We start from the raw sequence: 24826 nt of genomic DNA, 5'->3' as shown, positions 1-24826 counted from the left end.
GAGCAATAGATGCCAGTCGTTCTTGAAAAGCACCAAACCGTTGAGGGAGAATCCGTTTTTACGCGGCCACGTGCAGCGCGCCAACCAGATAAGACGATCCCCAGTGCCGGGGGCGACATCGAATGTGCACGTCGCCAGTCTTCCTTCAAAACGTTGACGTTTGGCCAGCATCCCAAGAGGCGACGACTGTCGCATCTCTCTTATGTCGTATGCAAGCTCTTTGTCATGCTTTTTCCTTCCGGCTTTGACGACGGAAGCAAAGCGTGAAACTATTGAGCAAACGAGGGAGACAGGGCATTTTGACGACGGCTGACATACTCTTATGCGCGAGCTGGGTCCCGCATTTCCGTATGTTCGTCTGGGGCTGTCTCTATCTAATGTCGCAGGGACCGTTATCGGTCATGACGCGCTCGACGGTAATGCCGAGGTTATTATAGTAGGTCAGTGCCGCCTTGAGAAAGGCGACCGCGCTGTCCTTCTTTTCGTCTGGCAATATCTGCGAGAAGGCAATGCGCGAGGCGTCATCAATGGCGACGTGAACGTACTCCCAGCCGGCGCCCCAGCCTTTGCCCCTGCGCGAACTTTGGCGGGTTCGATCACCCGTGATGCGGTGGCTAACCTGGCTGAAGCGGCCAAGTTTCTTGATGTTGATATGGATCATTTCGCCAGGCCGCTCGCGCTCATAGCGTCACACCGGTTCGGCCGGCTCGATATCCTTCAGCCGGGAAAGACCGGCGCGCTTGAGAACCCGGCTCACCGTTGCCGCCGACACGCCCGTCTGCTTGGCGATGTGCTTGCCCGTCAGCCGCTGTCGGCGCAACACTGCAATCTCGCCGGCAATGTTGGCCGCGGTGCGTCTCGGACTTGTCCTCGGCCGCGACGACCGGTCCGCCATGCCGGCGGCGCCATCCGCCAGAAATCGCGCCTTCCAACGAGCGACCACCTTCGACGGCACTCCGCGCAGCCTCGGCTTTGGGACAAGCGCCCTCAATAACGGCGCGCGCCATCTCCTCTCGACGCCGCGGTGTCAAACGGGCATTCTTGTAAATGTTCATTCGGTCCTCCTGCGTTTTCATCTCGACGGCGGGTGTCGGCATGGCTCCCGACGGGCTCGATTTTCGTCCCGATGCGGCCCGGCTGGGCGATGCTGTGATCATCCCAGACTCCATCTGTGACCACGGTGTCGCCGTGATGTCGAAGCGCGAGAACCTGGAATTCGATAGAGATATCGTCTCCGCAGCGCAACGCTGCACCAGCTCGTAGCCGTGATGGTCGCGGCGGCGGGAGGCATATCCGGTTGATGCGGATCCAACGCGCGGCGGCATCGCCGCTACCCTGAACGAAATCGCCAGCCAGTCGAAAGCCGGCTTTCGCATCGAGGAGGATGCGATCCCCTTTTCGTCAGGCCGAAGGTATCGGATACCACGACATTTTCATGATGCGTCGATGGTACAATATGGAATTCACATATAACCTTCCGGAAGCTGAACGTATCTGCGGGAAGATGATTGACGCATCATCAAATAATCCGCGAGCCCTTAGTGAGTTCTGGAGCAAGCGCGGACAATGCCATTTCGCGAGGGCAACTTCTCTGGCAACGTCAAGTCGCGAAAAGCCTTTTATCTCTTCGGGACTCTATCGTTAATCCTTTCGAAGGATGGTGGATTGCGGCGACAGCTCGAATCGATGCTTGGGAGGGCAGTTGTTGGGCAGAACGTCCTTTGCACCGCCTCGTTTCGTGGATGGGGCAGGATGTTGAGCATATATTTTTGCTGATTGAGGAGTTAGCGTAGAAGCGTCACGATATCACTCCTGGCGCAGCCCAATTACTTATCCGCTATATTAGGCAGGTACCCGCACCGGGAAATGTAAGGAAGAAAATTAAGGGGCTCAGCTCAAGGGTAAGCCAGAGTCTTGTCAAGACGCTACGAGACCTCGAGCGTTACCCAGGCTTTGCAAGTGTTTATGACGAACCGTAGAGATTCAGTCCTTGCTTTAGAAGCAAGTCAGCCCGCGGGGTGCGCGTGCCAATGGGGGCGCCACTATGACACGCGCACAACCCACAGACCTGTCCGCGGCAAAGGAGACGTCCGCTTGTTTAGAAGCGGAATGTTAGTGAGCCGTCCAACCCTATTGCCTTATTTGCACCCATAGGCCGAGATGAAATCTAAGTCACCGTGACAGCCGCCTGTGCGATGCCTTCGGCCGGCTTACTGCGACGAATGCGTCTTCACGGGAACGTGCGTCGCGGGGGAACCCGTGGACCACGCGAGCGAGTGAGGTCGCCTCATCGCGGCCATAAAGCTTGTCGTTGTCCCCACCAAGGAGGGCCGCATCCAGGTTGCGAGGCTTAAAGCGACCCATGTCGCCGTAGAAGTAGTCGTTGCCCTCGTCGCCAAAGACGTGATCATTGCCCATGCTACCGAATACGCGGTCATTATCCTCGCCGACCGAGATGGAGTCTTTTCCGGAGACCACCGTCGATCCTGAGATCTCAACAAGAGTTCTGCCTTGTGCGAGCCTTGTTCCGAATGAACCACTTGAGACGCAATTGCTCATTTCTGCGATACGTAGGGATCTGGCGGGGAATTGCGCGCAACTGGCGGGCGCTCCACCAAAATGGTCGTCCGTGGCAGGTTGCATGCTGCGCTCAACCCCTTCAGCTCATCGTCCAAGCGCTTGTCCGCTGCCGTGAGGCGGTGATTAAGGCGATGAAAATCAACCCGAGTCGGCGTCCGGAAGGTCTCGAGCCATCGCGAAGGCTGCTGAACGTCGCGCGTGAGGGTCCAATGGCGTGCGCCGGCTCGGCTTTGAACATGCCGCCGTCTGCGCATGATCTCAAGAAAGACAGCGGCATTCTCTTCGGCAATCGCATATTCCGTCGTCACCAGGATCGGGCCGCTTCTCGGCTTCAGATCGAGTGCAGGTACTGGCGCATCGAAGGCGCCGGAGGCTTCGAGTTCAGACTCCAAGCGGTTTCTGATCGGCAGCTTGAGCCCAAGTGCGGCGACCAGCAACGAGGCGGCAGCAGAACATGCCAAGGATAGGGAGAGGGAATGGTTTTCGGCGATAATTCCCCAGAGCCAACTGCCAGCGGCGATCCCCCCATAAGTAAAAGCGCTGTAGATGGAAATCGTGCGACCCACCACCCAGCGCGGGCTTGCCAACTGCACGTTGACGCCGAACCCCGACCATCCGGTTACCCAGCCGGCGCCGCCGAAGGCGAGGCAGACTGTTGCGATGATCAGGGAAGACGTCAGCGCAAGTGAGATCGCACATACCGCGCACGCGACACATGCCAGAACAATCAGCAGTTCCTGCGTGACCGCGCGCCTGAGTGGTGGGTTCACGAGCCCCGCGATCAGCGCGCCGGCGCCGAAGCCACCCATGAGAATACCGTAGTCGATTGGGCCGCCCTTCAAGAGGTCTCTTGCGACGAGCGGCAGGAGCGCCAGCATCGAGGTTCCGGTCAGCCCAAACAGCGTACCGCGGACAATAGCTGCCTTGATTTCCGAGGATATCGCCGTGAACCGCAGTCCATCATAGATCGCCGTCATAAGCGCTTCGCGAGGGAGGGGCGACGCTTTCACGGTCCACTTGTTTCGCCACAGAGCGGTGAGGGGCGCGACGAAGCCAAGCGTGGTGAGCGCGAAAGTGACGAGCGGCCCAAAAATCGCAACGATGATGCCGCCAAGCGCGGGACCGACGCTACGGACCGTGTTGAATCCGACATTGAGAAGGGTGACGGCCGACGGCAGATGGCGGCGTTCCAGCATGTCGCCAAGCGAAGCGCGCCACGCGGGATCGCTGAGTGCGATACCGCAGCCGTCAAGGAAACTGAACGCCAGGATCATCCATGGATCGGTGATGCCGAAAGCCATCAGGATCGTCAGCATCGCCGAGGCCGCCATCATCAGGCTTCGGCCGACGATCATGACCATGCGCCGGCTGTAGTTGTCGGCAATCGCGCCAACGAAAATCGCAAGAAAAAAGGCAGGCAGGGTAGACGAGGCCTGGACCAGGGCGACCATCACATCCGAGGTGGAAACGGTGGCCATCAGCCAGCTGAGAGCCACCGTCTGCATCAGCCAACCCAGGCTGGAGAGCTGCGACGCGAAGAAAATCGAACGGAACGTCGAATTCTTCAGTGGCGCTAACAGCGCCGAGGATGCTCGCTCTTCAATGGCGTCCATGTCGATCAGTCTCTTTCGGGCGGGTCGGCTTCGGTGAGACCGAGCGGCGTTTGGTCATGGTGGTGGGCGTCCGTCATGCGCGTTACCGCCAGCGTTGTAGAAGCCGCACGCAAGAAGTCGGCCAACTTCGCGTCGACGCAACGCGGCAAGACCGCGAATCGAAATCAATGACAGCAGGCCGTCGTCGAAGCAGGTTGAACGACAGCCGAATGAACCGAGCATCGAAGTCCGCCATGAACGCCGGCGCATAGGCTTTAGCCCCGTCGATCGTGTCGATGCCGCGCAGCCGCAGTTCCTTGACGATCCTGCCGATCCGGCGAACCGCAGATGCAGACGAGCGGTTCTTAACCACCAGCGGTGCAAGCCGTCGATCTGGATGAGTTCACCGAAACAGTCGCGCCAGTAATTTTTGAATGACTTCGAGGCGATGCAATTCTTTCTGCGACATGGTGATCAAACAGGACATCACGCCTCCGAACGCTCCTGGTCTCCACCAGGCTGAAGTCGGCATCCTTGCTCCCAACGTTGACCTTGACCAGCGCATCGAGAGGCGAGACTGTCGCATCTCTAACTGGCCCAACTGTCGCATTACTAAATCGCCGTGGAGAAGCTAACCCAAGTGCATCATGCCAGTTCTGCAGGATAGGGGATCACCTGTCTTCGTGCAAATGCGCCATAAACACCTCGGTCGGTGTCCTGTATCCGAGGCACTTGCGCGGTTGATCGTTGATATGGCGCGTGAGGTGGAGAAGGTCGCGTTGCGACACAACTGCCAGATCTGTGGTGCCTGGCAGGAAGCGTCGAATGCGCTTGTTGGTGTTCTCGACGGTCCCTTTTTGCCAAGGCGCACTTGGGTCGCAAAACCAACTGCACACACCGATCCCTTCTTCCAAAGCCCTGAACCCGGCGAACTCGGTACCGCGATCAAATGTGAAGCTTTGACGCGCGAAGGCCGGTAAAGGAGAAAACGCTTTGATGATCTTGTCCATGATCGGGCGCGAATGCCGGCTCGTTTTCTTGATGGGAACGGTATAGCGGCTCTTGCGCTCCACGAGGGAAGTGACTTGGCATGGCCGAGTGGACGTTCGAAGATGAGGAGGTCGCCCTCCCAATGCCCAAACTGCGATCTTTCTCCAATAAAATCAGTCCGTTGGGATATGCGGTGAGTGGCTGGAAACGCACCGTCGCGCGGCTTCCTGGAGCGCAGTGGGCGACGTTTGCGGCGCGCTTCGGGCAGATAGCGATAGAGGCCTAGCCCATAGCCTTCCTGCTGTAGATGAAGCGATAGATTGTCTCTTTGCAGACGCGAACAAGACTTAGCCCCTCCGACAGCAGGCGTCCGGCAATCTGTTCTGGAGACCAGCGAGCCTCCAACTGGTTGATGATCTCTGTGCGCAAATTCGGGTGACGCCGCAGCTTTCTCAGCCGGCGCCGCCGCTCCTTGGAAGTATCGTCAGCAACCGTGCTGTAGTAACCGTCGTAGTCCGGCAGTTCACGATCGCGAAACGTATTGCGCTTGATCTCGCGGTAAATGGTCGAGCGATGACGGCCAAGCTGACGTGCCATCTGGTCTATCGGAACTTTTGCCGCCACCAAGTGATGCAGGCGTCGGCGATCGGCGAGGGTGATCTGCGTATAGCATCAAGACACGCCAGAATCTCCAAAGTGAAGTCATTGAAAATACTGGCATGTCGCACTTGGAAATAGAATGTATCGCGTGATGTTATAACATTTCATAAGGGTTATTATGGAACTATCCTGCGCGCGTACGGCTTGTTCGACTTAGCAAACGCCTCACGCGTCAAGCGATCAACAGGAGGATAAGGGCACCGGGAATGGGCATTGCAGTGGTTTAGTGAAGGGCTGGACCACCTTGACAAGAGCGTCCGCACGTCGAACGCCGGGCGAGATTTGTCCCGCTTCAACGCCGGCGCTCGGCCCAGCGGAACCCTCACTGGATCCTGACCCGGAACCACGGCACTAGGTGTACATTCCGCCGCCAGCTGACCCATCTCATGTTCGAACAGATCATGACCAGCAAAATGATCGGGTCGATAGCTTGGACTAAATTCCATTCGCTTCACCCTTTCCTCGTCGGACCAAAAGTAGTCGACTAGCATTGATTTGGAACATTGCGCAGAGGGGTCGGCAAATATCGTCGCAGAACCGTAAGGCGCCCAACTGGCTTCCAGACCTATGGCGGCTCCTTGAATTCGTCGCTCTGGTGTGACCTTGCAGCCAATGTGTGGAACCAATCTAAAGAATCAAGCGACGGCTCTCGGCGCTTGGACCAGTGCAAGTTGGCCGGAAAGAAACAAACAATTGTCTGCAATCATTCAATGGCTTAAGAGCGTGCGCGGTATTATAGAGGACATCGCCGTGTCTCGGCCTCGAGAAACCCGACAGTTCGTTGATTGGCTCTTTCAGAGGAAACAACCGGACCTGACGCTGCTGGGGGAAGTGGATTCCACGCGCTGTTCAGTCGTTTCAGCGTCGTTCGAAGAGAGGCATTCGACATCGCGGTTTCAGAGCCATGGTTGGTGGTTCCCGTTGGCACGGTACATGCATTGACATCCGCTGATACGTCTGCGTCACCTTCAGGAGAAAGAGTCTCATGCTCAAGCTCACAGAGGATATCGTCACATTGGGTTGGGTGGTCCTGGTCCGAGAGACACAACAGCGCGCTGGCAGTCTGCCCCGCGCGGTAGGGCACGCGCAATGCAGGTGACTCTGGAAACCGCGCGACTATATTTGCGCCCGCTAACCACACCATGGGACCTGCTGCGATTTCATGCACTTCATGCCGATCCTTTCGTTGCGAATGCCATATATGACGGCAAGCCTCCGTCCTTTGCAGACACATGTGCCGAGTTCAAGAAGTCCCGTGCCGATTGGGATAGGTATGGAATCGGTCTCTTTGCAGTATTCGAACGCGACAGCGCCAGCCAGGAAGGCCGCTTCCTTGGACAACGCCGCCTAGGTTTTCTGCCGGAAAGCGACGATCTCGAGCTCAGCGCATGCTTTCACCGGGCCGCATCCGGCAATGAATATGCTCCAGAAGCGGGATGTGCCATCCTTGATTTTGCCTTCACGACCCTGGCAGCACCGCGAGTCCTGTGCTTTGTTCGGCCTGAGAACCAGCGTTCCTTGCGTTCAGTTGGAAAGATGGGATTCCGGCAGATCGGTGATAGGTGGTTTGGCGACCAACTGACGCGCTGCTTCGAGGTAAGGCAACAAGACCTGAATGGAATAATCGCAGCAAATCCAAGCTTTGCGCCGGTTCGCTACCTTATTCAAAAGCCGGCGATGACGGATTCTGTAGGCCAGGCGATTAGGCCCGACGCGCAATCGCTTCCGCGACCTCGATGCGCCCGTAGCCAACGTTGAAGCAGTAGAGACCCGCGAAGTCGTCGATCAGCTGGTTGCCGCGGGCGTCCTCGATGCGGATCATCCCCTTACCCGCTCCACGATCGTCGGCTCACCAAGTTGCCCGTTGCGAAATCTTTGAGATGCGTAAAAGGATGAGAGCCATGTTACGGTGCTGCCAGGCAGAGTGCGGGTTTCGCGCGGCTCGCTGTAAAACGGTGGCCGACCGTCATACCTACACACCCGACTGCGTCTTCAATTTGTTCTGTCCTGAAGATTAAGATGTAGCTGGAACCATTTGGCAGCATTGACCGACCCATACATGCCCCTGCAATATCTTGCGCAATGACGCCGCATTTTTCGTGACCGACCCCTGTTGGTACCCAGCTTCGGAATTTCCGCGATCATCCAAACCTCTGCCATCTGCGACAAGAATGCGGCCCTTCGATCCGTGGTGCATGGGCGATGCCGCCCGGTTTCGACAGGAGGGCTTAAGCGCACCTGCGGCGCCAATTATCGAATCGTGATCAGATCCCGATCGCTTCATAGGCATCCGCGATTTGTCGGATTGACGCGACATAGGCAGCGGTTCGATAATTTCCGAGTTCCGGTTGCTGTTCGATGAGATCGGCGATGCGACCCCAAGTGCTGCGCATGACGTCTTCCAGTCCGGAACGAACGAGATCGATTTCTGCGCCACCTTCAAGGAACTCGCCGCGGATGTCGGCTGGAAATTCCTTGCCGGTCATGCGTTCCAGCGCCGCGGCAATCGTTTGGTTACGCCGCTCGCGCCGGCGCCGTTCCATCAGCCCGAAGGGAATATGCGTCAGGTTCTTCACCCACTCGAAGTAGCTGACGACGACGCCGCCGGCATTCACGTAAAGATCGGGTAGAATAATGATCCCGCGGGTGCGCAGTGCTCTGTCGGCCTCGAAAGATACCGGTCCGTTGGCCGCTTCGACCACGAGACGCGCCTTGATGCACTCCGCGTTGCCCGCATGGATCGCATTTTCCATCGCCGCCGGAATGAGGATGTCGCATGGCTGCTCGATGCCCTTGATATCGCAGGGAAATGAGGTGGCGCCCTCGAAACCGAGGATGCTGCCGGTTTTGTTCTGATGTTGCTTCAGCGCCTCGATCGCCAGGCCGTCGGCATTGGCGACATAGCCGTCCCGTTCAGCGACGACGGTTATCCGAGCACCATTCTCTTCGGAGAGGAACCTTGCCGCATGGTAGCCGACATTGCCGAAGCCCTGAACGATGACGGCGGCACCCTTCAGATCACGCTTGCCGCTCAATCCGGCGGTGCGCGGATCCTGGAGATAGCTCTGGATGGCGAATTGGACACCTCGACCGGTTGCTTCGGTGCGACCGGCGATACCTCCCTTCGACAGCGGCTTGCCGGTCACGCAGGCGCGGGCATTGATCACATCAGTTGGATTGGCGCGGCGAAACTCGTCCATCATCCAGGCCATCTCCCGCTCGCCCGTACCAATGTCGGGAGCTGGGACGTTGACGCCGGGGCCGATCAGGCCGCGTTTGTTGAGTTCCTGCGTGAAGCGGCGGGTGATGCGCTCGAGCTCCTGCGGCGTCCATTCGCGCGGATCGATCTTCAGCGCGCCCTTCGAGCCGCCGAACGGCACATCAACCAGCGAGCATTTAAGCGTCATCAGCGCTGCCAGCGCTTCGACCTCTTCAGCGTCGGCGTTCGACGCGTAGCGGATGCCACCCTTCACCGGCTCACAGTGCTCGCTGTGGACCGATCGCCACCCGACGAAGCTGTACATGCGGCCGCGCAGGCGAACGCCGAACCGGACAGTATAGGTCGAGTTGCACTGCATGATCCGCTCCGACAGGCCTTCCGGCAGATCGAGGAAGGTCATCGCATGACGGAAGTTCTGATCAACGCTATCCAGGAAGCCCGCAGAGCTGGTCTCTCCGAGCTGTACATTGCGTTGTGGTATTGCGTTCACTTGGCGTTCCTCCTAGCTGGGAAAGTCTCGGCCGCGGCTGTTTCAACTGCACAAAATTCATCGGTCGGCATTGCGAACGAGCAGGACGTAGATCAGCGTGAACAGGCGTCGGGCGGTGTCGTTGTCGATCTTCAGTTTCGCTGACAGCCGGCTTTTCAGCAATTCCGCGGCCTCATTATGAACGCCTCGCCGGCCCATATCGATTGCCTCAAGGCGCTCAGGCCCAGAGTGGCGAACAGCGTCGTAATAACTCTCACAGATGCGGGTGTAGTCTTTCAGCAAGCGGCGAAAGGGCGTGAGCGACAAGTAGTGACTGACAACATGCTCGCCCTGATCAACAGCAACATGCAATGCCAGGCGCCCATCTACCGCTTCGATCCTGAGGCGATAAGGTCCGCCGTCGTGACCGACTGGAATGAATGTATTGGATTCTAGAAGGTCGATGACCGCGATGGCTTGCTCACGCTCCATGCTCGCGTGCTGGCCAGCGAACGAGCGGTCGATCGATACGTCGCAGAGACGGTACTTGGCGAAGGCCATAGCCTGCTCTCCCCTCACATCGCTTCCACACACATAGCGACACCCATGCCGCCGCCGATGCAAAGCGTCGCCAGGCCCTTCCTGGCGCCGCGGCGCTTCATTTCGAAGAGCAGCGTGTTGAGGACGCGGGCACCGGAAGCCCCGATCGGATGACCGATGGCGATCGCGCCGCCGTTGACGTTGACGATCGACGGATCCCAGCCGAGGTCCTTGTTGACCGCGCAAGCCTGCGCCGCGAAGGCCTCGTTGGCCTCGACCAGTTCGACATCGGCGATTGCCCAGCCGACTTTCGCCAGCGCCTTGCGCGATGCCGGGATCGGGCCGGTGCCCATGACCTGCGGATCGACGCCGGCTGTTGCCCAGGACACGATACGGGCCAACGGCTGGATGCCACGCGTGGATGCCTGTGCTTCGGTCATCAGCAGGGTCGCGGCCGCGCCGTCGTTGAGACCCGAGGCGTTACCGGCGGTGACGGTGCCCTCCTTGTCGAAGGCCGGGCGGAGCTTGGTCATCTGGTCAAGCGTTGCGCCATGGCGGATATATTCGTCCTGGTCGACTGTGACATCGCCCTTGCGGGTCTTGACGATGAACGGAATGATCTCGTCGGCAAAACGCCCTGCTTTCTGTGCCGCCTCGGCCTTGTTCTGGGATGCCAGCGAGAACTCGTCCTGTTCCTCGCGACTGAGCTGCCACTGCCGGGCGACGTTCTCGGCGGTGATGCCCATGTGGTAACCGTAGAAGGCGTCGGTCAGGCCGTCCTTGATCATGGTGTCGATCATCTTGAAGTCGCCCATCTTCACGCCGCCGCGAAGATGCGAGCAATGCGGCGCCATCGACATCGACTCCATGCCGCCGGCAACAATGATATCCGCATCACCGGTTGCAATCTGCTGCATGCCGAGAGCCACGGCGCGAAGGCCCGAGCCACAGAGCTGGTTCATGCCCCAGGCGGTCTTTTCCTGAGGGACACCCGCCTTCATCGCCGCCTGACGCGCCGGGTTCTGGCCCTCGCCTGCCTGCAGCACCTGGCCGAGGATCACCTCGTCGATCTCGCTCGCCTCGACGCCTGCGCGCTCAAGCACGCCCTTGATGACGGCAGCACCCAGTTCGTGCGCCGGCGTATTGGCGAACGCGCCGTTGAAGGATCCGACCGCGGTACGGCCGGCGCTGGCGATGACGATCGATGGGGTGCTCATGCTGGTCTCCTCTATGGTCCTCGCGAAGCCGGCAAAGACGGCTCCAGCATCTCGGCAATAAGCCGCCGGTCGGCCTAGTTGACGATGGTCGCCTCGGTGGCGCTGCGGATCTCGCCGTCGGTGACGCCCTCGGCAAGCTCGACCAGCTTCAGTCCGCCATCAACGACGTCGAGCACACCAAGATTGGTGATGATCCGATCGACGACGCTTTGTCCGGTCAGCGGCAGGGTGCAGGCCTTCAGCACCTTTGATTCGCCGGCCTTGTTGGTGTGGTCCATGACGACCACCACCCGCTTGACCCCAGCAACGAGATCCATTGCCCCGCCCATGCCCTTGACGAGCTTGCCCGGGATCATCCAGTTGGCGAGGTCACCGTTCTCTGACACCTCCATGGCGCCGAGGATCGCCATGGCGATCTTGCCGCCGCGGATCATCGCGAAGCTCTGCGCTGAATCGAAGAACGCGGAATGCGGCAAGGCCGTAACCGTCTGCTTGCCGGCGTTGATGAGATCGGCATCGATCTCACCCTCTGTCGGAAAAGGTCCGATGCCGAGCAAGCCGTTCTCCGACTGCAACGTCACATGGACACCTTCGGGGATGTAATTGGCGACCAGCGTCGGAATGCCGATGCCGAGGTTGACGTAAGTCCCGTCTTCGAGTTCGCGGGCAGCGCGCGCCGCCATCTGGTTTCTGTCCCAGGCCATGTCTCTTCCCTGCCCTTCAAGCCGCCGCACGCGTCGTGCGCTGTTCGATGCGTTTCTCGTGCTGACCCTGGATCAGGCGATGCACATAGATCCCCGGCACGTGGATGTGATCGGGATCAAGGCTGCCGACCGGCACGATCTCCTCGACTTCGGCGACGCAGATCTTGCCGCAGGTGGCCGCCGGCGGGTTGAAGTTGCGGGCCGTCTTGCGGAAGACGAGATTGCCCGTCGTGTCGGCCTTCCAAGCCTTGACGATCGACAGATCGGCGACGATGCCGGTCTCGAGAACGAAGACCTCTCCGTCAAAGACCTTGAGTTCTTTTCCCTTTGCTACCACCGTGCCGACGCCGGTCTTGGTATAGAAGCCGGCAATACCTGCGCCGCCGGCCCGCATCCGTTCGGCAAGCGTGCCCTGCGGATTGAACTCGAGCTCAAGTTCGCCGCTGAGATACTGCCGCATGAACTCGGCGTTCTCGCCGACATAGGACGAGATCATCTTCTTGATCTGCTTTGTCTTCAGCAGCACGCCGAGACCGAAGTCGTCGACCCCGCAATTGTTGGACGCGATCGTCAGGTCCTTGGTGCCGGCCTCGCGAATCGCGTCGATCAGCAGTTTCGGAATGCCACAAAGGCCGAAGCCGCCCGCGGCAATCAACATGCGGTCGAACAGCAAGCCCTCAAGCGCCGACGTCGGATTGTCGAAAATCTTGTTCATACTCCCCCCGTTAGGTTCGTCTGTTGCGGCGCCGAGGCGCCGCCTGAATTCATTCCTTGGTTCCCGAACACCCGCAGCAGTTTCCCAACCGCTGCGGGCGATCTCGTTCACCCGCGATTGATGCAAACGACCTTCGGCTGGGTCATTTCTTCATAGGCAAAGCGCACGCCCTCTCGCCCCATGGAGCCATATTTGGAACCGCCGAACGGCATGGCATCGAAGCGGTAGTCCGAGGAGTCGTTAATCATCACACCGCCAGCCTCGATCCTGCCTGCGGCGTCCAGTGCGACATTGAGGTTGCTGGTGAAGATGCCGGCGTGCAGACTGTATTCCGGTTCATTCGCGAGTTCGATCGCTTCATCGAGCGTCTGAAAAGGGGCAAGCATGACCACAGGCGCGAACACTTCCTCGTGCCACAGGCGGCAGCTGACCGGCGTGCCTTCCAGCACGGTTGGGTGATAGAGCGACCCCTCGCGTTTGTGACCGCAGAGCAGCTTCGCGCCTGCGGCGATGGCGTCATTGACAGCTGCTTCGGTGCGTTCGGCGACTTCCTTCGAGACCATCGGGCCAACATCCGTGTCTTCCTTCAGCGGATCCCCGGCCTTGAGCTTGTTGGTCGCGGCGACAAAGGCGTCGCGAAAGCGCCCATAGAGTTCAGCCTGGACAAGAACACGCTGGGCGCCGATGCAGTTCTGCCCGGCTGCCCAGAAGGCGCCCGAAACGCAGCCTTCAACCGCCTTGTCGAAGTCGCAGTCATTCATAACGATGACCGGCGCATTGCCGCCCAGTTCCATTGCAAGTTTCTTCAGTCCCGCCTTGCGACTGATGGCTTCTCCCGTAGCAAACCCACCGGTAAAGGAGACCATGCGGACGTCCCGTGCAGAGACAAGGGCCGTCACGATCTCCCTGTCGCCGTGAACGAGGGTGATGATCTCGCGCGGCAAGCCTGCTTCGACCAAGGCGTCAACAAGGTTGATAGAGGAAAACGGCGTCAGGTTCGAGGGTTTCAGCAGTACCGCGTTACCACCGGCAATCGCAGGACCAAGCTTGTGCGCGACTAGGTTCAGAGGGTCGTTATAGGGGGTGATCGCGGTGATGATGCCGAGCGGCTCTCGCGTAAACCAGCCCTGGCGCTGTTCCGACCCCACATAGGCATCGAAAGGCACGATCTCGCCGGCATTGCGTTTTGCCTCTTCGGCAGACAGCTTCAGCGTATTGACGCAACGAAGCACTTCCTTGCGCGCCTGGATGATCGTCTTGCCGGCTTCGCGCACGATGGTCTCAGCGAAAGCGTCACGACGGCTCTCGATAATCTGCGCAGCGCCTTTGAGGATGCTCGCACGCTTGTGTCTTGGCAGCTTGCTGGAAAGCTCAGAGCCGCGACGGGCGCGGGCGAGGAGTTCACCGATTTCGCTTGCATCCGTGGCCTCAACCGTCCCCAGCACAGACCCGTCATAGGGGCTATGGACGGTGATCGGCGCCAAGCTGGTGCTGATATGAAGTTCGGCGGCGGTCATAGGCCGGCTTCCTCTTTACTGGTGCGCATTGCTTTGCGACGGGTAAGTTTCTCGGTCCGGGCAAGGAGAGATCCCTGCCCCATTCTCAATTCCATGAATGCGATGGGTTGCGGTCGGAACCTGCCTACGCCTACCGTCAGATCTTCTGACCGTCGCGGACGAGGTCGTCCATGACCGAGCGCACCGCCTTCTCGGCGATCGAGACGATCTCGTCGATCTCCGCCTTGGTGGTGACGAGCGGCGGTGCAAAGCCGAGGATGTCGCCATGCGGCATGGCGCGGGCGATGAGGCCACGATCGCGGGCAGCCTTGGAGACGCGGGCACCGACCTTCAGGGACGGATCGAAGCGCTTCTTGTTCTCACGATCGCCGACAAACTCGATGGCACCCATCAGACCAACGCCACGCACTTCGCCGACGATCGGCAGCTGTGCGAACTTCTCCTTGAGCTGTGCCTGGAAATAGGCGCCAACCTCGCGGGCGTTGCCCGGCAGGTCTTCCTTCTCGACGATGTCAAGGACCGCGTTGGCAGCTGCCGCACCGATCGGGTGGCCGGAATAGGTGTAGCCGTGCGAGAAGGCGCCGACCTTGTCAGCTCCCTCTTCCATGACCTTATAGACCTTCTCACCGACGATCGACGCCGAAAGCGGGAAATAGGCCGAAGTGAGGCCCTTGGCGACGGTGATCAGGTCGGGTTCGATGCAGTAATGCTGCGAGCCGAACATCGAGCCGGTGCGGCCGAAGCCGGTGACGACTTCGTCGGCGATCAAAAGCACGTCGTGCTTCTTGAGCACCGCCTGGATCGCTTCCCAATAGCCTTCCGGCGGCGGCGTGATACCACCGGTGCCAAGCACCGGCTCGGCGATGAAGGCGCCGACATTGTCCGGCCCGAGCGTCTCGATCATCTCGTCGAGCTCGGCAGCACGGCGGGCTGAGAATTCGTGTTCGGTTTCGCCGGGGTTGGCACCCCAGTAGTGGTGCGGAACACCGGTATGGTCGATCTGCGGCAGCGGCAGATCCATGTGGTCGTGATAGAAACTCATGCCGGTCATAGAGCCGGAGACGACGCTGCAGCCGTGATAGCCGCGTTCACGCGATATAATTTTCTTCTTCGTCGGTTTGCCGCGCAGGTTGTTGTAGTACCAGACGAGCTTTGCCTGGGTCTCGTTGGCGTCCGAGCCCGACATGCCGTAGAACACCTTGCTCATTTTGCCGGGCGCCATCTTCACGAGGCGATCGGAAAGGATCGCAAGCTCTTCGGTCGTGTGTGCAGCGTAGGAATGGTAATAGGCCAGGCGGTAAGCCTGACGCGAGATTGCCTCGGCGACCTCGGTGCGACCGTAACCGACATTGACGCAGTAGAGGCCGGCAAAACCATCGATCAGCTGGTTGCCATGGGCATCCTGGACGCGGATTCCCTTACCCGTCTCGACGATCGTCGGCTCGCCAAGCTTTCCGCTGGCAAAATCCTTCAACTGCGTGAAAGGATGCAGGACCGAGTTGCGATCCTTCTCAGCTATGTTTTTGATGTTGACAGTCATTTTAATTCCTTCCACCGCCGCATCTCGGCTGCGAATTTTGTATCTGTGAACAGGGCCAGATCGAGCAGGAGCACACAACCTCAAGTTTAGGACAGCTTCGCTTGGCCGACCCGCTCCGATGATAGTGCCTTCAAGTGCGAGCTAAACCGCACCATTTCGCTCTGGGGTGGCGCAGGGTTCCTGCAAACTTTTCCGCTTAATGCAGTAGTTCGCTATTCGTGCGGGCTTTGCCGATTTGAATCGTGCCGGTGGGCTTGTGAAGCAACCGTGGTTGTCGAGACAGGAGTGAAAAGACAAAGCGGGGATCGGACCACCGAACCCCGCCTGCATTAGGTGAATCGGATTGCTATCTCCGACAACACATCCTCTTACGAGACACGAGATTTCGCAGTTCGTGGTGTCGATGACCAGCAATTTCCGCGGAACGTTGGACAGGAATTCGGCTTGTCGATCGGTGATCAGGATGCTTTCGGTGATTTCGATGCCCCAATCCCCATACCAAAGACCAGACATGAAATGGAACGTCATTCCCGGCTTCAGTTCCGTCTTGTCACCCTCCCGGAAGCTCGCCGAGCTCTCGCCCCACGCAGTCGGATAGCCCATCCCGATCGGGTAACCTGAGCGACTCGTCTTCTCAAAGCCGTATCGCGCCAACGTTCCGGAATAGGCTCTGGCGATATCCTCGCAGAGGTTACCGGCCACGGCCTTTCGAGCCCCGCCTGCATGCCATCGAGAACAGCCTTTTCCGCGTCCAGTATCTGCTGGGTAGGTCGTCCGAGATAATAGGTGCGCGACAAGGGGCAGTGATAGCGCTTGTGTACGCCGGCAAGCTCGAAGAAAACGCTCTCGTCGGCCCGTATAGGCCGGTCCGTCCAGGTCAGATGCGGGGCGGACGCGTCTGCCCCGGCGCCAAGATTCGGGACGCAGGCCGGATAATCTCCCCAGTAGGCATCGACGCCGCGGGTGCCGATATAAGTGAGTTCGGCAATCACGTCGGATTGCTTTATTCCCAGTCGCAGCAATTCGCCGACACGCTGATGCATGGCTTCGACGATCTTACCATCCGCGCATGTACTCGATTTCTCGTGGGGACTTTACCAAGCGCTGCGAGTTGATCAGTCTGTCGGCATTTTTGAATCTTGCATTCGGGAGCGACGCGGACAGCGCTTCAAAAGATCGGGCCGACAGGCAGGCGCTGTCCTTTTCGACACCGATCGTTGCCGAGCCATGACCCTCGTTTGCAATGATCTGCCCCGGGGCCGACATTGCGTGCAAGGTATCGGACTGGACATATTCGTCACCGTACCATTTGATGCGGTCTTCGCCGATATAGGCCGTCCTGCGGCAACCGTTGGCGTCCATGCGCCGGCCGAACCAGAGCGGATCCTTGTCCTTGGACACCACGACGCATTGAGGCACACAATAGGAGCAGCCATCGTAGCCCGTCAGCCAGCCCATGTTTGCAGGATCGGTTACGACCAATAAGTCGATGCCCGTCTGCTCCATTGCCCCGCGCGCCTTTTCGAGGCGAGTTTTGTATTCAGACAAATCGAACCGTAGCGTTTCGCCGTTCACGTCAGATCCTCCAATTGAAGTCGAAAATTCAAGCGCGGCAGGTTGCTGCGGCGATAGTCAGCCTGCAGAGGTCCGTGATGTCGTAGATGGGCAGCCCGGTCTTTGATCGCAGGGCATTTGCGACGGTGGGAAAGCCTGTGCACTCGAAGAGTATCATTGCGATATCGGGATGGTCCGCGCGAAGTTGCGCGATGCGGTCACCAACTTCCCGTTGAATCTGGTCAACGTCGGTACGGACGAACGGGCGAGCCAAAGCATTGCGCACGTAAACGCCACCTTCGATTCCTCCGACGACCACGCTTTTGCGATCCGCGGGATTTTCGATGCCCAGTAGGTCTTCACTGCAATGTCGAGAGTCGGCGGTCAAAACAGCAAGTTTCTTTTGAGGTGCGAGTTGCCGCAGCAGAGCCGGAATGAGGAGCAGGCTGGAAGTCACAACCGGCACATTGACCGCCGCTGAGATCGCTTGCTGGTGACGGATAAAAAAACCGCAGTCTGCGGTAATCACGCCAGCACCGCGGGCGATCAGCCGCTCGGCGGCGGCTATACAGGCACTCTCGAGCGATGCATCGCCAGGAATGATCACTTCCGCCAGAGCGCCCTCAACCATTTCTGTGATCACGGGTCGGTTGAAAGTCGCCGGGTGGAAGAGCGATCCTTCCCGCGGAGCGAAAGTCGGGCTGTCTGCCGTCAGGCCTTCATCGAGCTCAAGAATTCCGAGAGTAAGGTTGGTTTGCGAAGACATAAAATGAAGCTCCATGGTTAAAACGGCTGTTACCGCTTTGAGAAAAATTCGATTAGCAACTGGCCTCGAGAAATGAGGGGAACGACGAGCCCCTCATCCTGCTTTCTGAAACCAGCGCACCTCCCAAGCCATGCCGAATTTTCTTTCAGTTCTAGCGCCATACTGCGCATCCAGAACCTCCGGTTGATCAATCGATTGTGGTTCCGGCTTTCGCAGCAAGCGCCCTGGCAAAGGCGAAATTGGCAATGGCGGTGTTTTGAATTCCCGTCCCGGTCAGATCGGCAATGGTGATCTGGCTATTGCTGGTGCGACCGGCGATCGCACCAACAACAACCTGGCCGAGCTCGGCAAAAGATTGGTCTTCAGCGACTGCGCCGGCCGCGATAGCGTGATGCAGCTCGCCGAGCCGACGCGTTTGACAGAGGCTGTCCGCGACATAGAGATCGGCGCGGGCAATTGCCTGCGGCTCGACCTCATTCTTGTGTTCGGCATCCGAACCCATGGTCGTGATGTGTTGCCCCGGATCGAGCCATTGCGCCTCAAGGTTCGGATGATCGGCCGGTGTTGTGGTAATGATGACTTGCGCACCGGCGACAGCCTCTTTCCCGCTTTTGCAAGCGGTGACGCTGATACCCAATTGGGCGGACAGTTCTCGCGCCGTCTTTCCGGCCCTGGAGCTGCCGCGCGCCCAAATGCGGGCTTCGCGAATTGGCCGAACCAACATGAGCGCCTGCAGCTGTAGACGCGCCTGCATCCCAGCACCAAACACAGCAGCCACCGACGAGTCTTTGCGGGCGAGGCGCATTGCAGCTACCGCGCCCGCGGCGGCCGTGCGGACATCGGTGAGATAGCCGTTATCGAGCAACCATGCCTGAACCAAGCCCGTCTTGCTGGACAGTAGGATTATCAGGCCATTCGTGCTGGGCAGACCAAGTTCCGGATTGCAGAAAAAGCCGGGGCTGATTTTTATGGCGAAGCCATCTAGGCCGGGGACATAGGCGGTTTTGACGTCGACTTCGCCGCGATGCTCGACAATATCCAGACGAAAAATTGGTGGCATCACCACGCTTTTCGTCGCTAGCGTGCGAAACGCCTCTTCGACGCAACGGACGGCCTCCAGATCCAATGACACCAGCTTTCTCAGCTGGTGTTCCGTTAAGATCGTCGTCGACCTCATGAAGCCCATCCTCAGCCATTCCTCGTCATTGCTGACGATACGTTGATGCAATTTCATATCGATATTGCCGCCCGACAGTACGATCACAACCGGTCCCCGCAGATCGTTGATCTTGTTTGCTAGCAAAGCCGCAATGCCGATCGCTCCCGCACCCTCCACGACTTCGCGCACCTGCGCGTACGCATGTCGAATGCCGGCGGCGATTTCGGATTCGCTCAACAATATGACGTCGTCCAACAGGTCCCGGCACATGGCAAATGTCCATTTGTTGGCGAGCCCGATTCCGCCGCCGAGTGAATCAGCGAGACTTTCGAATTCTTCGACCTGGACAGGGCGCCCCGCATCAAGGCTGGCTTTAATCGCGGCGCCGCGATCCATCGTGAGGCCGATGATTCGCGCAGCCGGCCGAAGGCTCTTCACTGCTGCCGCCACGCCCGAAGCCAACCCTCCGCCCGATAGTGGAATAAGAACAGTAGCTACGTGTGGCAGCGCCTCGACGATTTCCAGTCCGAGGGTACCTTGACCGGCAATGACTGCCGGGTGATCAAACGGAGGAATGAGGCATCGTCCCTCGCCTGCTAATCTCTCGGCTTCTTCCTGAGCGTCATCCTGCGATCGACCGACTATCCGAACCCCAGGCCCAAGCTGCCGAATTTCGGAAACCTTGTTCTCAGGCACCAGATTGGACATGCAGATCGTTGCATTCACGCCGCAAGCGTTCGCCGCGAAGGAAAGTGCGCGCCCGTGATTGCCGGTCGAGGCGGCGACAACTCCCCGTCGCCGCTCTTCTTGAGAAAGCTGGAGAACCGCATTGAAGGCACCGCGCAGCTTGAAACTGCCGGTGGTCTGCCGGTGCTCCAGTTTGAGATAAACCGGAACTCTGGAAAAGCTCGATAACGTAGACGATTGCGTGAGCGGGGTGGTTAGTATGTGATCCTTGATGCGCTTTCGGGCATCTTCGATATCGTTGAGATCGATCATTCGGGTCAGCCTCGGCGCGAAACCAGTCATCACGCGTTTTGGAACAGCTCCCAGCAGTAGCGGATAGCCAGTTCCGTTGTCGGGATTAGCGCGTTGTCCGAGACGCCGAAGGTCGGCGTGTGCACGCCGGACTCGTTTCCGGCTTCCTTGCTGCCAAACCAGAAATAAATCGATGGCAGGCAGCTGGCATAGAAGCCGAAGTCGTCGCTGCCCGAGCTCGCCGAGCCTTCGACATACCTGTCCTCGCCGTCAGTATGCACCACGATGTGCTTAAACAGCGCAACCATTGCGCTGTCGTTAACCACAGGAGGTTCGCCGGCATGCGAGCTGAACTCCGCCCGTCCGCGGTGCATGGCAGCGACACCTTCGGCGATTTCGCCAACGCGCTGGACCAACAGCTTTCTTCTCTCGGGGCTGCTTGTCCGGATCGTTCCAGTCATGGTGACCGAGGGACAGATAATGTTCGTCGCTTCCCCACCACGGATCGTTCCAATGGTGACGATTGCGCCATCGTCTACCGGCATTTCGCGCGACACGACTTTCTGCACTTCATTGATGAAGGCGCCCGCGATCGCAATTGCGTCCACGCCGAGATGCGGTTTGGCGCCGTGTGCCATCGTCCCGGTGAATTCGAGCGAGAACTGGTCTGCAGATTTCGTAACAGCGCCCGCGCGAGCGCCGTATGAGCCGACAGGAATGTCCGTGCGGACATGAAATCCGACGGCGGCATCAAATCCTTCGAGCAACTTTTCATCGACAGCGGTCCTGCCGCCGAGCGGCTCCGCTTCCTCGGCCGGCTGAAAGAAGACCCGCAGCCTTCCTGAGAAATTTTCGCGCATGCGATGGAATGCAAGCGCCGTTCCCAAGGCGATTGAGCCGTGCATGTCATGGCCGCATGCGTGCATCACGCCAGGCACTTGTGACCTATAAGGCAGGTCCTCGCGGGCTTCATGTATGGGAAGGGCGTCAATGTCGCCACGCAGTGCGATTGACCGATTTGCGCCTGGGGCCAAGCCCTGGATATCCACATAGACACCGGTCTTGTGGAAGGTCGTCACTTCGGTCAATCCGAAGCCGGCGAGGGTTTCGATGATCCGCTTTTGCGTTTTCCATTCGTTGTTGGAAAGTTCGGGCTCGCGATGCATTGCGTGTCGCATCTCGACAACTGCATTGCGTTCGACTTCGGAGAGTAGGTTGTTCGTGGTATTGTTCATCGTCACGGTCTTTTCAGCGTTGTCTGGTGTCGAGGCTAGCAGCAGCTGAGCGGCAAAACCCGTCGATTTGAATGCACGTCACGCAGTGTTCCTGCAAAACGCGGCGGTGGCGCGCGATCTGGCTCTGCAAAGAAAATATACTGCTGCCATTGCTACGCCTCGATAGGGATCGCGAAGCTTGCCTTGAGACGATCCATCACCACCATCGTTTTGAAGCCTTTGATATCCGCATTTTCATAGAAGAACCGCCGCGTGAAATGTTCGTAGTCCTCCATGTCTTTGGCGGTAACCACGAGCATGAAGTCGGCATCCCCTGTCACGTAGAAGCCCATCATTACCTCGCGGGTATTTCGGATCGACGCCTTGAACCGATCGACGATGTCGGCTCTTTCTCGTTCAAGGGACACCATGACGACCATGGTGATATGTCGTCCGACTGCTTTCGGTGAGACGATCGAAACGTCCCCTTCAATGACACCCTCGTTGCGCAACCGCCTCAAGCGTCGCTGGCATGCCGTTGGAGAGAGGTGAACGACGCCCGCGAGTTCCTCCGATGTCAATCGATTGTTCTTTTGGACCGCCTGGAGAAGCGCGATGTCCGCACGATCGAGTTCGACCACCGCTATGCCTCCCCGAAGAAGCAATTTGGGACGCGCGTGCGGAAGCCTGCGAGGCCTATTGGGTCTCGCAAACTTCTGTCGCATTTCTGTCTCCGGCACAGATAGTCATCCGACCTGGTCACGCCATTTCGAGAGCGAAGGAGACATGTTGGAATCAGACGAGTATGCACCGAATTCAGTCTCTATTTGACGAAGAGGGTGCGCGGGGTCTTCGTCAGGGGTTCATAACCAGTGTCGGAGACCGCAAAGCTTTGTGTGATCGTGATTCCGACATTGTCGAGCCACAGGCCGGGCATCATGTGGAACACCATGCCGGGCTGGAGCACGGTTTCGTCGCCCTTGCGAATGCTCGCCGTGCGTTCGCCCGAGGCCGGAGGGAACCCGATGCCGGTCGGATAACCGATGCGAGACTCTTTCTCGATCCCGTGGCGTGCCAGGGCCTTCCGGAAGTCGCCATCGACCTCCGAGCAGGTTCGCCCGGGTCGAACTGCTTCCAGCCCAGCGTTCAAGGCTTCAACAGCAATTTCCGACAGGTTCAGGAAAGCGGGTAGAGGCTGGCCGACGACGATCGTGCGCGCCAGGTTGACCTGGTAGCGATGCCGGCATCCGTTCAGTTCCAGGTTGACAACGGTGGACTCCGGTAGGGGATCGTCGGTCCAGGCGGCATGTGGCGCGATCGAGCGCTCGCCAATGCAGAGATCCGGAGGGCAGCAAGGATAGTCGCCACCGAATTCGGGCGTGCCCGAAATCTGCTGGTGATAGATCGCAGCCGCGATATCGCACTCACGAACCCCGGCTTGCACCATATCGATGACGCGCGTCATGGCGGCGTCTGCAAGTTGGCCGGCCTGACGCATGATGGCCACTTCGGCCGGGCTCTTCACGAGTCGGATCCATCCAACAAGGAGGTCGGCGTCGACGAACTCGGCATTCGGTAGTGCGCGGGTGAGATCGGCGTGGCCGCGTGCCGGATAGTAATATCCCCCCATCTCGACGCCGATGCGCGCCTTTTCCCCTCCAAGCTCCTTCACGATATCGGCCATGAAAGTATAGGCCGAGAGCGTAGCAGATTGAACATAGGTGTCCGGATAGGCCCGGATGTTGTCCTCGGACAGATAGGTGGTCATGGAGGCTGAAACTCGGTCCATGAAACGGCCAATCCAGATCGGCTCCGCGTGGTCTTGTGCCACAACCACCATTTGAGGAGTGTAGAAGGAATAGGCATTGTAGCCGGTAAGGTAGTTCTGGTTGGGCGGTTCCGAGAGGAGGAGGATATCAATTCCTCGCTTCGCCATTTCCTTTTTGACAGCCGCCAGACGAGTCTGGAACTCGCCTAGTTCGAAGTGCAGTTCCTTTATCACGTGGTTCTCCGTGTAGGACGTTCGCCTATGGCGAAGCTTTGATCAGAGCGCTCCGGCACAATCTGCCGAGGCGCGGAGTTTTCGAAAGTCACTCAGATGCGCCGCGCTAAGCCTATTACGGGCGCAGGTACCGGTCGAGCACGTTGCGGGTTACCTGCTCGACCATGGGATCGTTTCTCAGCAATCCGGCAACCCATTCGCAACTTCCGGCATGAAACACCTCACCCTTATTGCGCTTGAAATTGATGATCATTCCATTGCCACGCTTGAGCTTTTCGATATTTTCTCTTGTTGCCTCGCCGAACAGCAATTCCGCGGTCTGGCGCATCTCGGAGTCGTCGAGCGCCAGGTCTTCACGCGCCAAATCCGCGCTCCATTCCATCTGTGCCGCCATTCCGATCGCGAGGATCTCCGTTCCTTCCGGCGCCCTGCTTGTTGCCGTAGGGTATGGCAGCCCATCGCGAATTTCATAGTCCAGGCCGTCCACCTCGTAGCCAAAGATGTGGCTCTCGGCACCGAGCACGTCACCGTAGAAAAGACCAGTGTCGGCAAAAGCCCAATGCTCAGGTCTATAGATAGGGAAGCCCCGGGCTCCGCGCGGAGCGCAGCCCAACCATCCAGCATAAATGCCCTTGGTGGAGTTGAGGCCGAACGTGTGGGCCTCGGGCCGGCCTACCTCCGGCGTCTCCCATAGGGTCGCCGTGCGACTGGCGTCGCCGGTTTTGTAGACCGGGTCCTCTGCACGGGCCCGCGCTTTGTAGCAAACCTGCCGCCGCCCTTCGTCTTCAAGCCTCGTCTGCCAACAAAAGTTGCCCGCGAAACGCGCCACCCGACCGCCTTGATCGACATAGGCGTCGACGGCGTCGCGCATCTCCCAAGTCCAATATTCGTCATGGCCGACGAAGACTACACACTCATAGTTCAACAATATCTTTGCTGTCCTTGTGGACCACAGCGACGTTCGGCCCCCAAATATATAGTGCCGGGAAATCGAATACTTCCGCTCGCGCCTTGGTCGGTATCATCTGACCCATGGCAACGTCCCAACGCCCCTGCCATTTGCCGCCTGCAATGATGTCCCACCCCGGCGTTACGAACGCAATTCCCGTGCCAAGGTATTTGGCAATGCTCCCCGCCACGTCCACATCGTATCCAATAAGTTCGTGCTTCTCGTCCAGGTGCGAGATCGGGCCCCAGTCGGTTCCAACTGCGACTGTGAGCGTCTTGTTCGAAAGCACGCGATCGAGGACTTCGCCGGCATAGCGGACGCAGAAAATGCGGCGGAGGCCAGAGCCAAGGACATGGCTGCGATATTTGCGAGTGTTTTTTCATGCGATGTTCCCCTGTTCTTTTTGATCATGAGCACGACTACTGGCACCCAAATCCATCTTCGGAACGCTGATACCCGC

At 58.8% G+C, this 24826-nt stretch carries 17 protein-coding genes and 7 pseudogenes; 2 read left to right on the top strand and 22 right to left on the bottom strand.

The window, feature by feature from the left end; all coding sequences use genetic code 11:
- Positions 1 to 382: 382 nt before the first annotated feature.
- Positions 383 to 1055: pseudogene (locus ACD590_RS36880) on the bottom strand (helix-turn-helix domain-containing protein); the annotation flags it as partial.
- A 13-nt stretch (positions 1056 to 1068) separates the two neighbouring features.
- Between ACD590_RS36880 and ACD590_RS36875 the strand changes: the two are divergent.
- Positions 1069 to 1395 (top strand): annotated as a pseudogene (locus tag ACD590_RS36875) (AIR synthase-related protein); the annotation flags it as partial.
- 777 nt (positions 1396 to 2172) lie between these two features.
- On the opposite strand, the gene ACD590_RS36870 reads toward ACD590_RS36875, so the two are convergent.
- From ACD590_RS36870 to ACD590_RS36855, 4 genes and pseudogenes are all read right to left on the bottom strand, one after another.
- A complete protein-coding gene (locus ACD590_RS36870) occupies positions 2173 to 2478 on the bottom strand; it encodes an autotransporter (RefSeq protein WP_096772359.1) in 306 nt (101 codons plus the stop codon).
- A gap of 77 nt (positions 2479 to 2555) precedes the next feature.
- Positions 2556 to 4193: an MFS transporter gene (locus tag ACD590_RS36865; protein WP_439004417.1), complete on the bottom strand. Its 1638-nt coding sequence runs from the start codon at positions 4191 to 4193 to the stop codon at positions 2556 to 2558.
- A 211-nt stretch (positions 4194 to 4404) separates the two neighbouring features.
- Positions 4405 to 4500 (bottom strand): annotated as a pseudogene (locus tag ACD590_RS36860) (integrase catalytic subunit); the annotation flags it as partial.
- A gap of 343 nt (positions 4501 to 4843) precedes the next feature.
- Positions 4844 to 5822, bottom strand: a pseudogene (locus ACD590_RS36855) (IS30 family transposase).
- Between the two features lie 1089 nt (positions 5823 to 6911).
- On the opposite strand from ACD590_RS36855, the gene ACD590_RS36850 reads away from it, so the two are divergent.
- Positions 6912 to 7580, top strand: coding sequence for a GNAT family N-acetyltransferase (locus ACD590_RS36850; RefSeq protein ID WP_245424655.1), 669 nt, complete (start codon positions 6912 to 6914; stop codon positions 7578 to 7580).
- Here ACD590_RS36850 and ACD590_RS36845 read toward each other — a convergent pair.
- From ACD590_RS36845 to ACD590_RS36765, 17 genes and pseudogenes are all read right to left on the bottom strand, one after another.
- Positions 7528 to 7717, bottom strand: a pseudogene (locus ACD590_RS36845) (aspartate aminotransferase family protein); the annotation flags it as partial. The gene ACD590_RS36850 and the pseudogene ACD590_RS36845 sit on opposite strands and share 53 nt — an antisense overlap.
- A gap of 369 nt (positions 7718 to 8086) precedes the next feature.
- Positions 8087 to 9532: a Glu/Leu/Phe/Val family dehydrogenase gene (locus ACD590_RS36840; protein ID WP_425351035.1), complete on the bottom strand. Its 1446-nt coding sequence runs from the start codon at positions 9530 to 9532 to the stop codon at positions 8087 to 8089.
- Positions 9533 to 9589: 57 nt separating this feature from the next.
- Complete coding sequence (locus ACD590_RS36835) at positions 9590 to 10072, bottom strand: UPF0262 family protein (protein ID WP_096772071.1); 483 nt, start codon at positions 10070 to 10072, stop codon at positions 9590 to 9592.
- 14 nt (positions 10073 to 10086) lie between these two features.
- A complete protein-coding gene (locus ACD590_RS36830; protein WP_096772070.1) occupies positions 10087 to 11268 on the bottom strand; it encodes an acetyl-CoA C-acetyltransferase in 1182 nt (393 codons plus the stop codon).
- A gap of 74 nt (positions 11269 to 11342) precedes the next feature.
- Positions 11343 to 11972, bottom strand: coding sequence for a 3-oxoacid CoA-transferase subunit B (locus tag ACD590_RS36825; RefSeq protein ID WP_096772069.1), 630 nt, complete (start codon positions 11970 to 11972; stop codon positions 11343 to 11345).
- Positions 11973 to 11988: 16 nt separating this feature from the next.
- A complete protein-coding gene (locus ACD590_RS36820; protein WP_096772068.1) occupies positions 11989 to 12687 on the bottom strand; it encodes a CoA transferase subunit A in 699 nt (232 codons plus the stop codon).
- A 107-nt stretch (positions 12688 to 12794) separates the two neighbouring features.
- Positions 12795 to 14204 carry an aldehyde dehydrogenase family protein gene (locus tag ACD590_RS36815; RefSeq protein ID WP_096772067.1) on the bottom strand — a complete coding sequence of 470 codons (1410 nt, stop codon included), beginning with the start codon at positions 14202 to 14204 and terminating at the stop codon, positions 12795 to 12797.
- A gap of 136 nt (positions 14205 to 14340) precedes the next feature.
- Positions 14341 to 15744, bottom strand: coding sequence for an aspartate aminotransferase family protein (locus ACD590_RS36810; protein ID WP_096772066.1), 1404 nt, complete (start codon positions 15742 to 15744; stop codon positions 14341 to 14343).
- Positions 15745 to 16143: 399 nt separating this feature from the next.
- Positions 16144 to 17319, bottom strand: a pseudogene (locus tag ACD590_RS36805) (M24 family metallopeptidase); the annotation flags it as partial.
- Positions 17320 to 17347: 28 nt separating this feature from the next.
- A complete protein-coding gene (locus ACD590_RS36800) occupies positions 17348 to 18064 on the bottom strand; it encodes a hypothetical protein (RefSeq protein WP_096772065.1) in 717 nt (238 codons plus the stop codon).
- A 187-nt stretch (positions 18065 to 18251) separates the two neighbouring features.
- Positions 18252 to 19241, bottom strand: coding sequence for an ectoine utilization protein EutC (gene eutC / locus ACD590_RS36795; RefSeq protein ID WP_096772074.1), 990 nt, complete (start codon positions 19239 to 19241; stop codon positions 18252 to 18254).
- Positions 19242 to 19268: 27 nt separating this feature from the next.
- Positions 19269 to 20222 (bottom strand): annotated as a pseudogene (gene eutB, locus ACD590_RS36790) (hydroxyectoine utilization dehydratase EutB); the annotation flags it as partial.
- A gap of 29 nt (positions 20223 to 20251) precedes the next feature.
- Positions 20252 to 21436 (bottom strand): M20 family metallopeptidase, encoded by a 1185-nt coding sequence (locus ACD590_RS36785; protein ID WP_096772064.1) that lies wholly within the window; start codon positions 21434 to 21436, stop codon positions 20252 to 20254.
- A gap of 152 nt (positions 21437 to 21588) precedes the next feature.
- Positions 21589 to 22056, bottom strand: a complete 468-nt coding sequence (locus ACD590_RS36780) for an Lrp/AsnC family transcriptional regulator (protein WP_096772063.1) — start codon at positions 22054 to 22056, stop codon at positions 21589 to 21591.
- Positions 22057 to 22238: 182 nt separating this feature from the next.
- Positions 22239 to 23417 carry a M24 family metallopeptidase gene (locus ACD590_RS36775; RefSeq protein ID WP_096772062.1) on the bottom strand — a complete coding sequence of 393 codons (1179 nt, stop codon included), beginning with the start codon at positions 23415 to 23417 and terminating at the stop codon, positions 22239 to 22241.
- A gap of 115 nt (positions 23418 to 23532) precedes the next feature.
- Positions 23533 to 24342 carry a N,N-dimethylformamidase beta subunit family domain-containing protein gene (locus ACD590_RS36770; protein WP_342588547.1) on the bottom strand — a complete coding sequence of 270 codons (810 nt, stop codon included), beginning with the start codon at positions 24340 to 24342 and terminating at the stop codon, positions 23533 to 23535.
- Positions 24332 to 24655, bottom strand: a complete 324-nt coding sequence (locus ACD590_RS36765; protein WP_239621066.1) for a transporter substrate-binding domain-containing protein — start codon at positions 24653 to 24655, stop codon at positions 24332 to 24334. Before ACD590_RS36765 ends, ACD590_RS36770 begins: the two co-directional genes overlap by 11 nt.
- Between the last annotated feature and the right edge of the window lie 171 nt (positions 24656 to 24826).

Origin of the sequence: Rhizobium sp. 862_C5_N1_2 (assembly GCF_051811205.1) — a bacterium.
Taxonomy (GTDB): domain Bacteria; phylum Pseudomonadota; class Alphaproteobacteria; order Rhizobiales; family Rhizobiaceae; genus Rhizobium; species Rhizobium leguminosarum.
The sequence above is the reverse complement of the archived record's forward strand: the minus strand, read 5'-3'. Positions and strand labels throughout refer to the sequence as shown.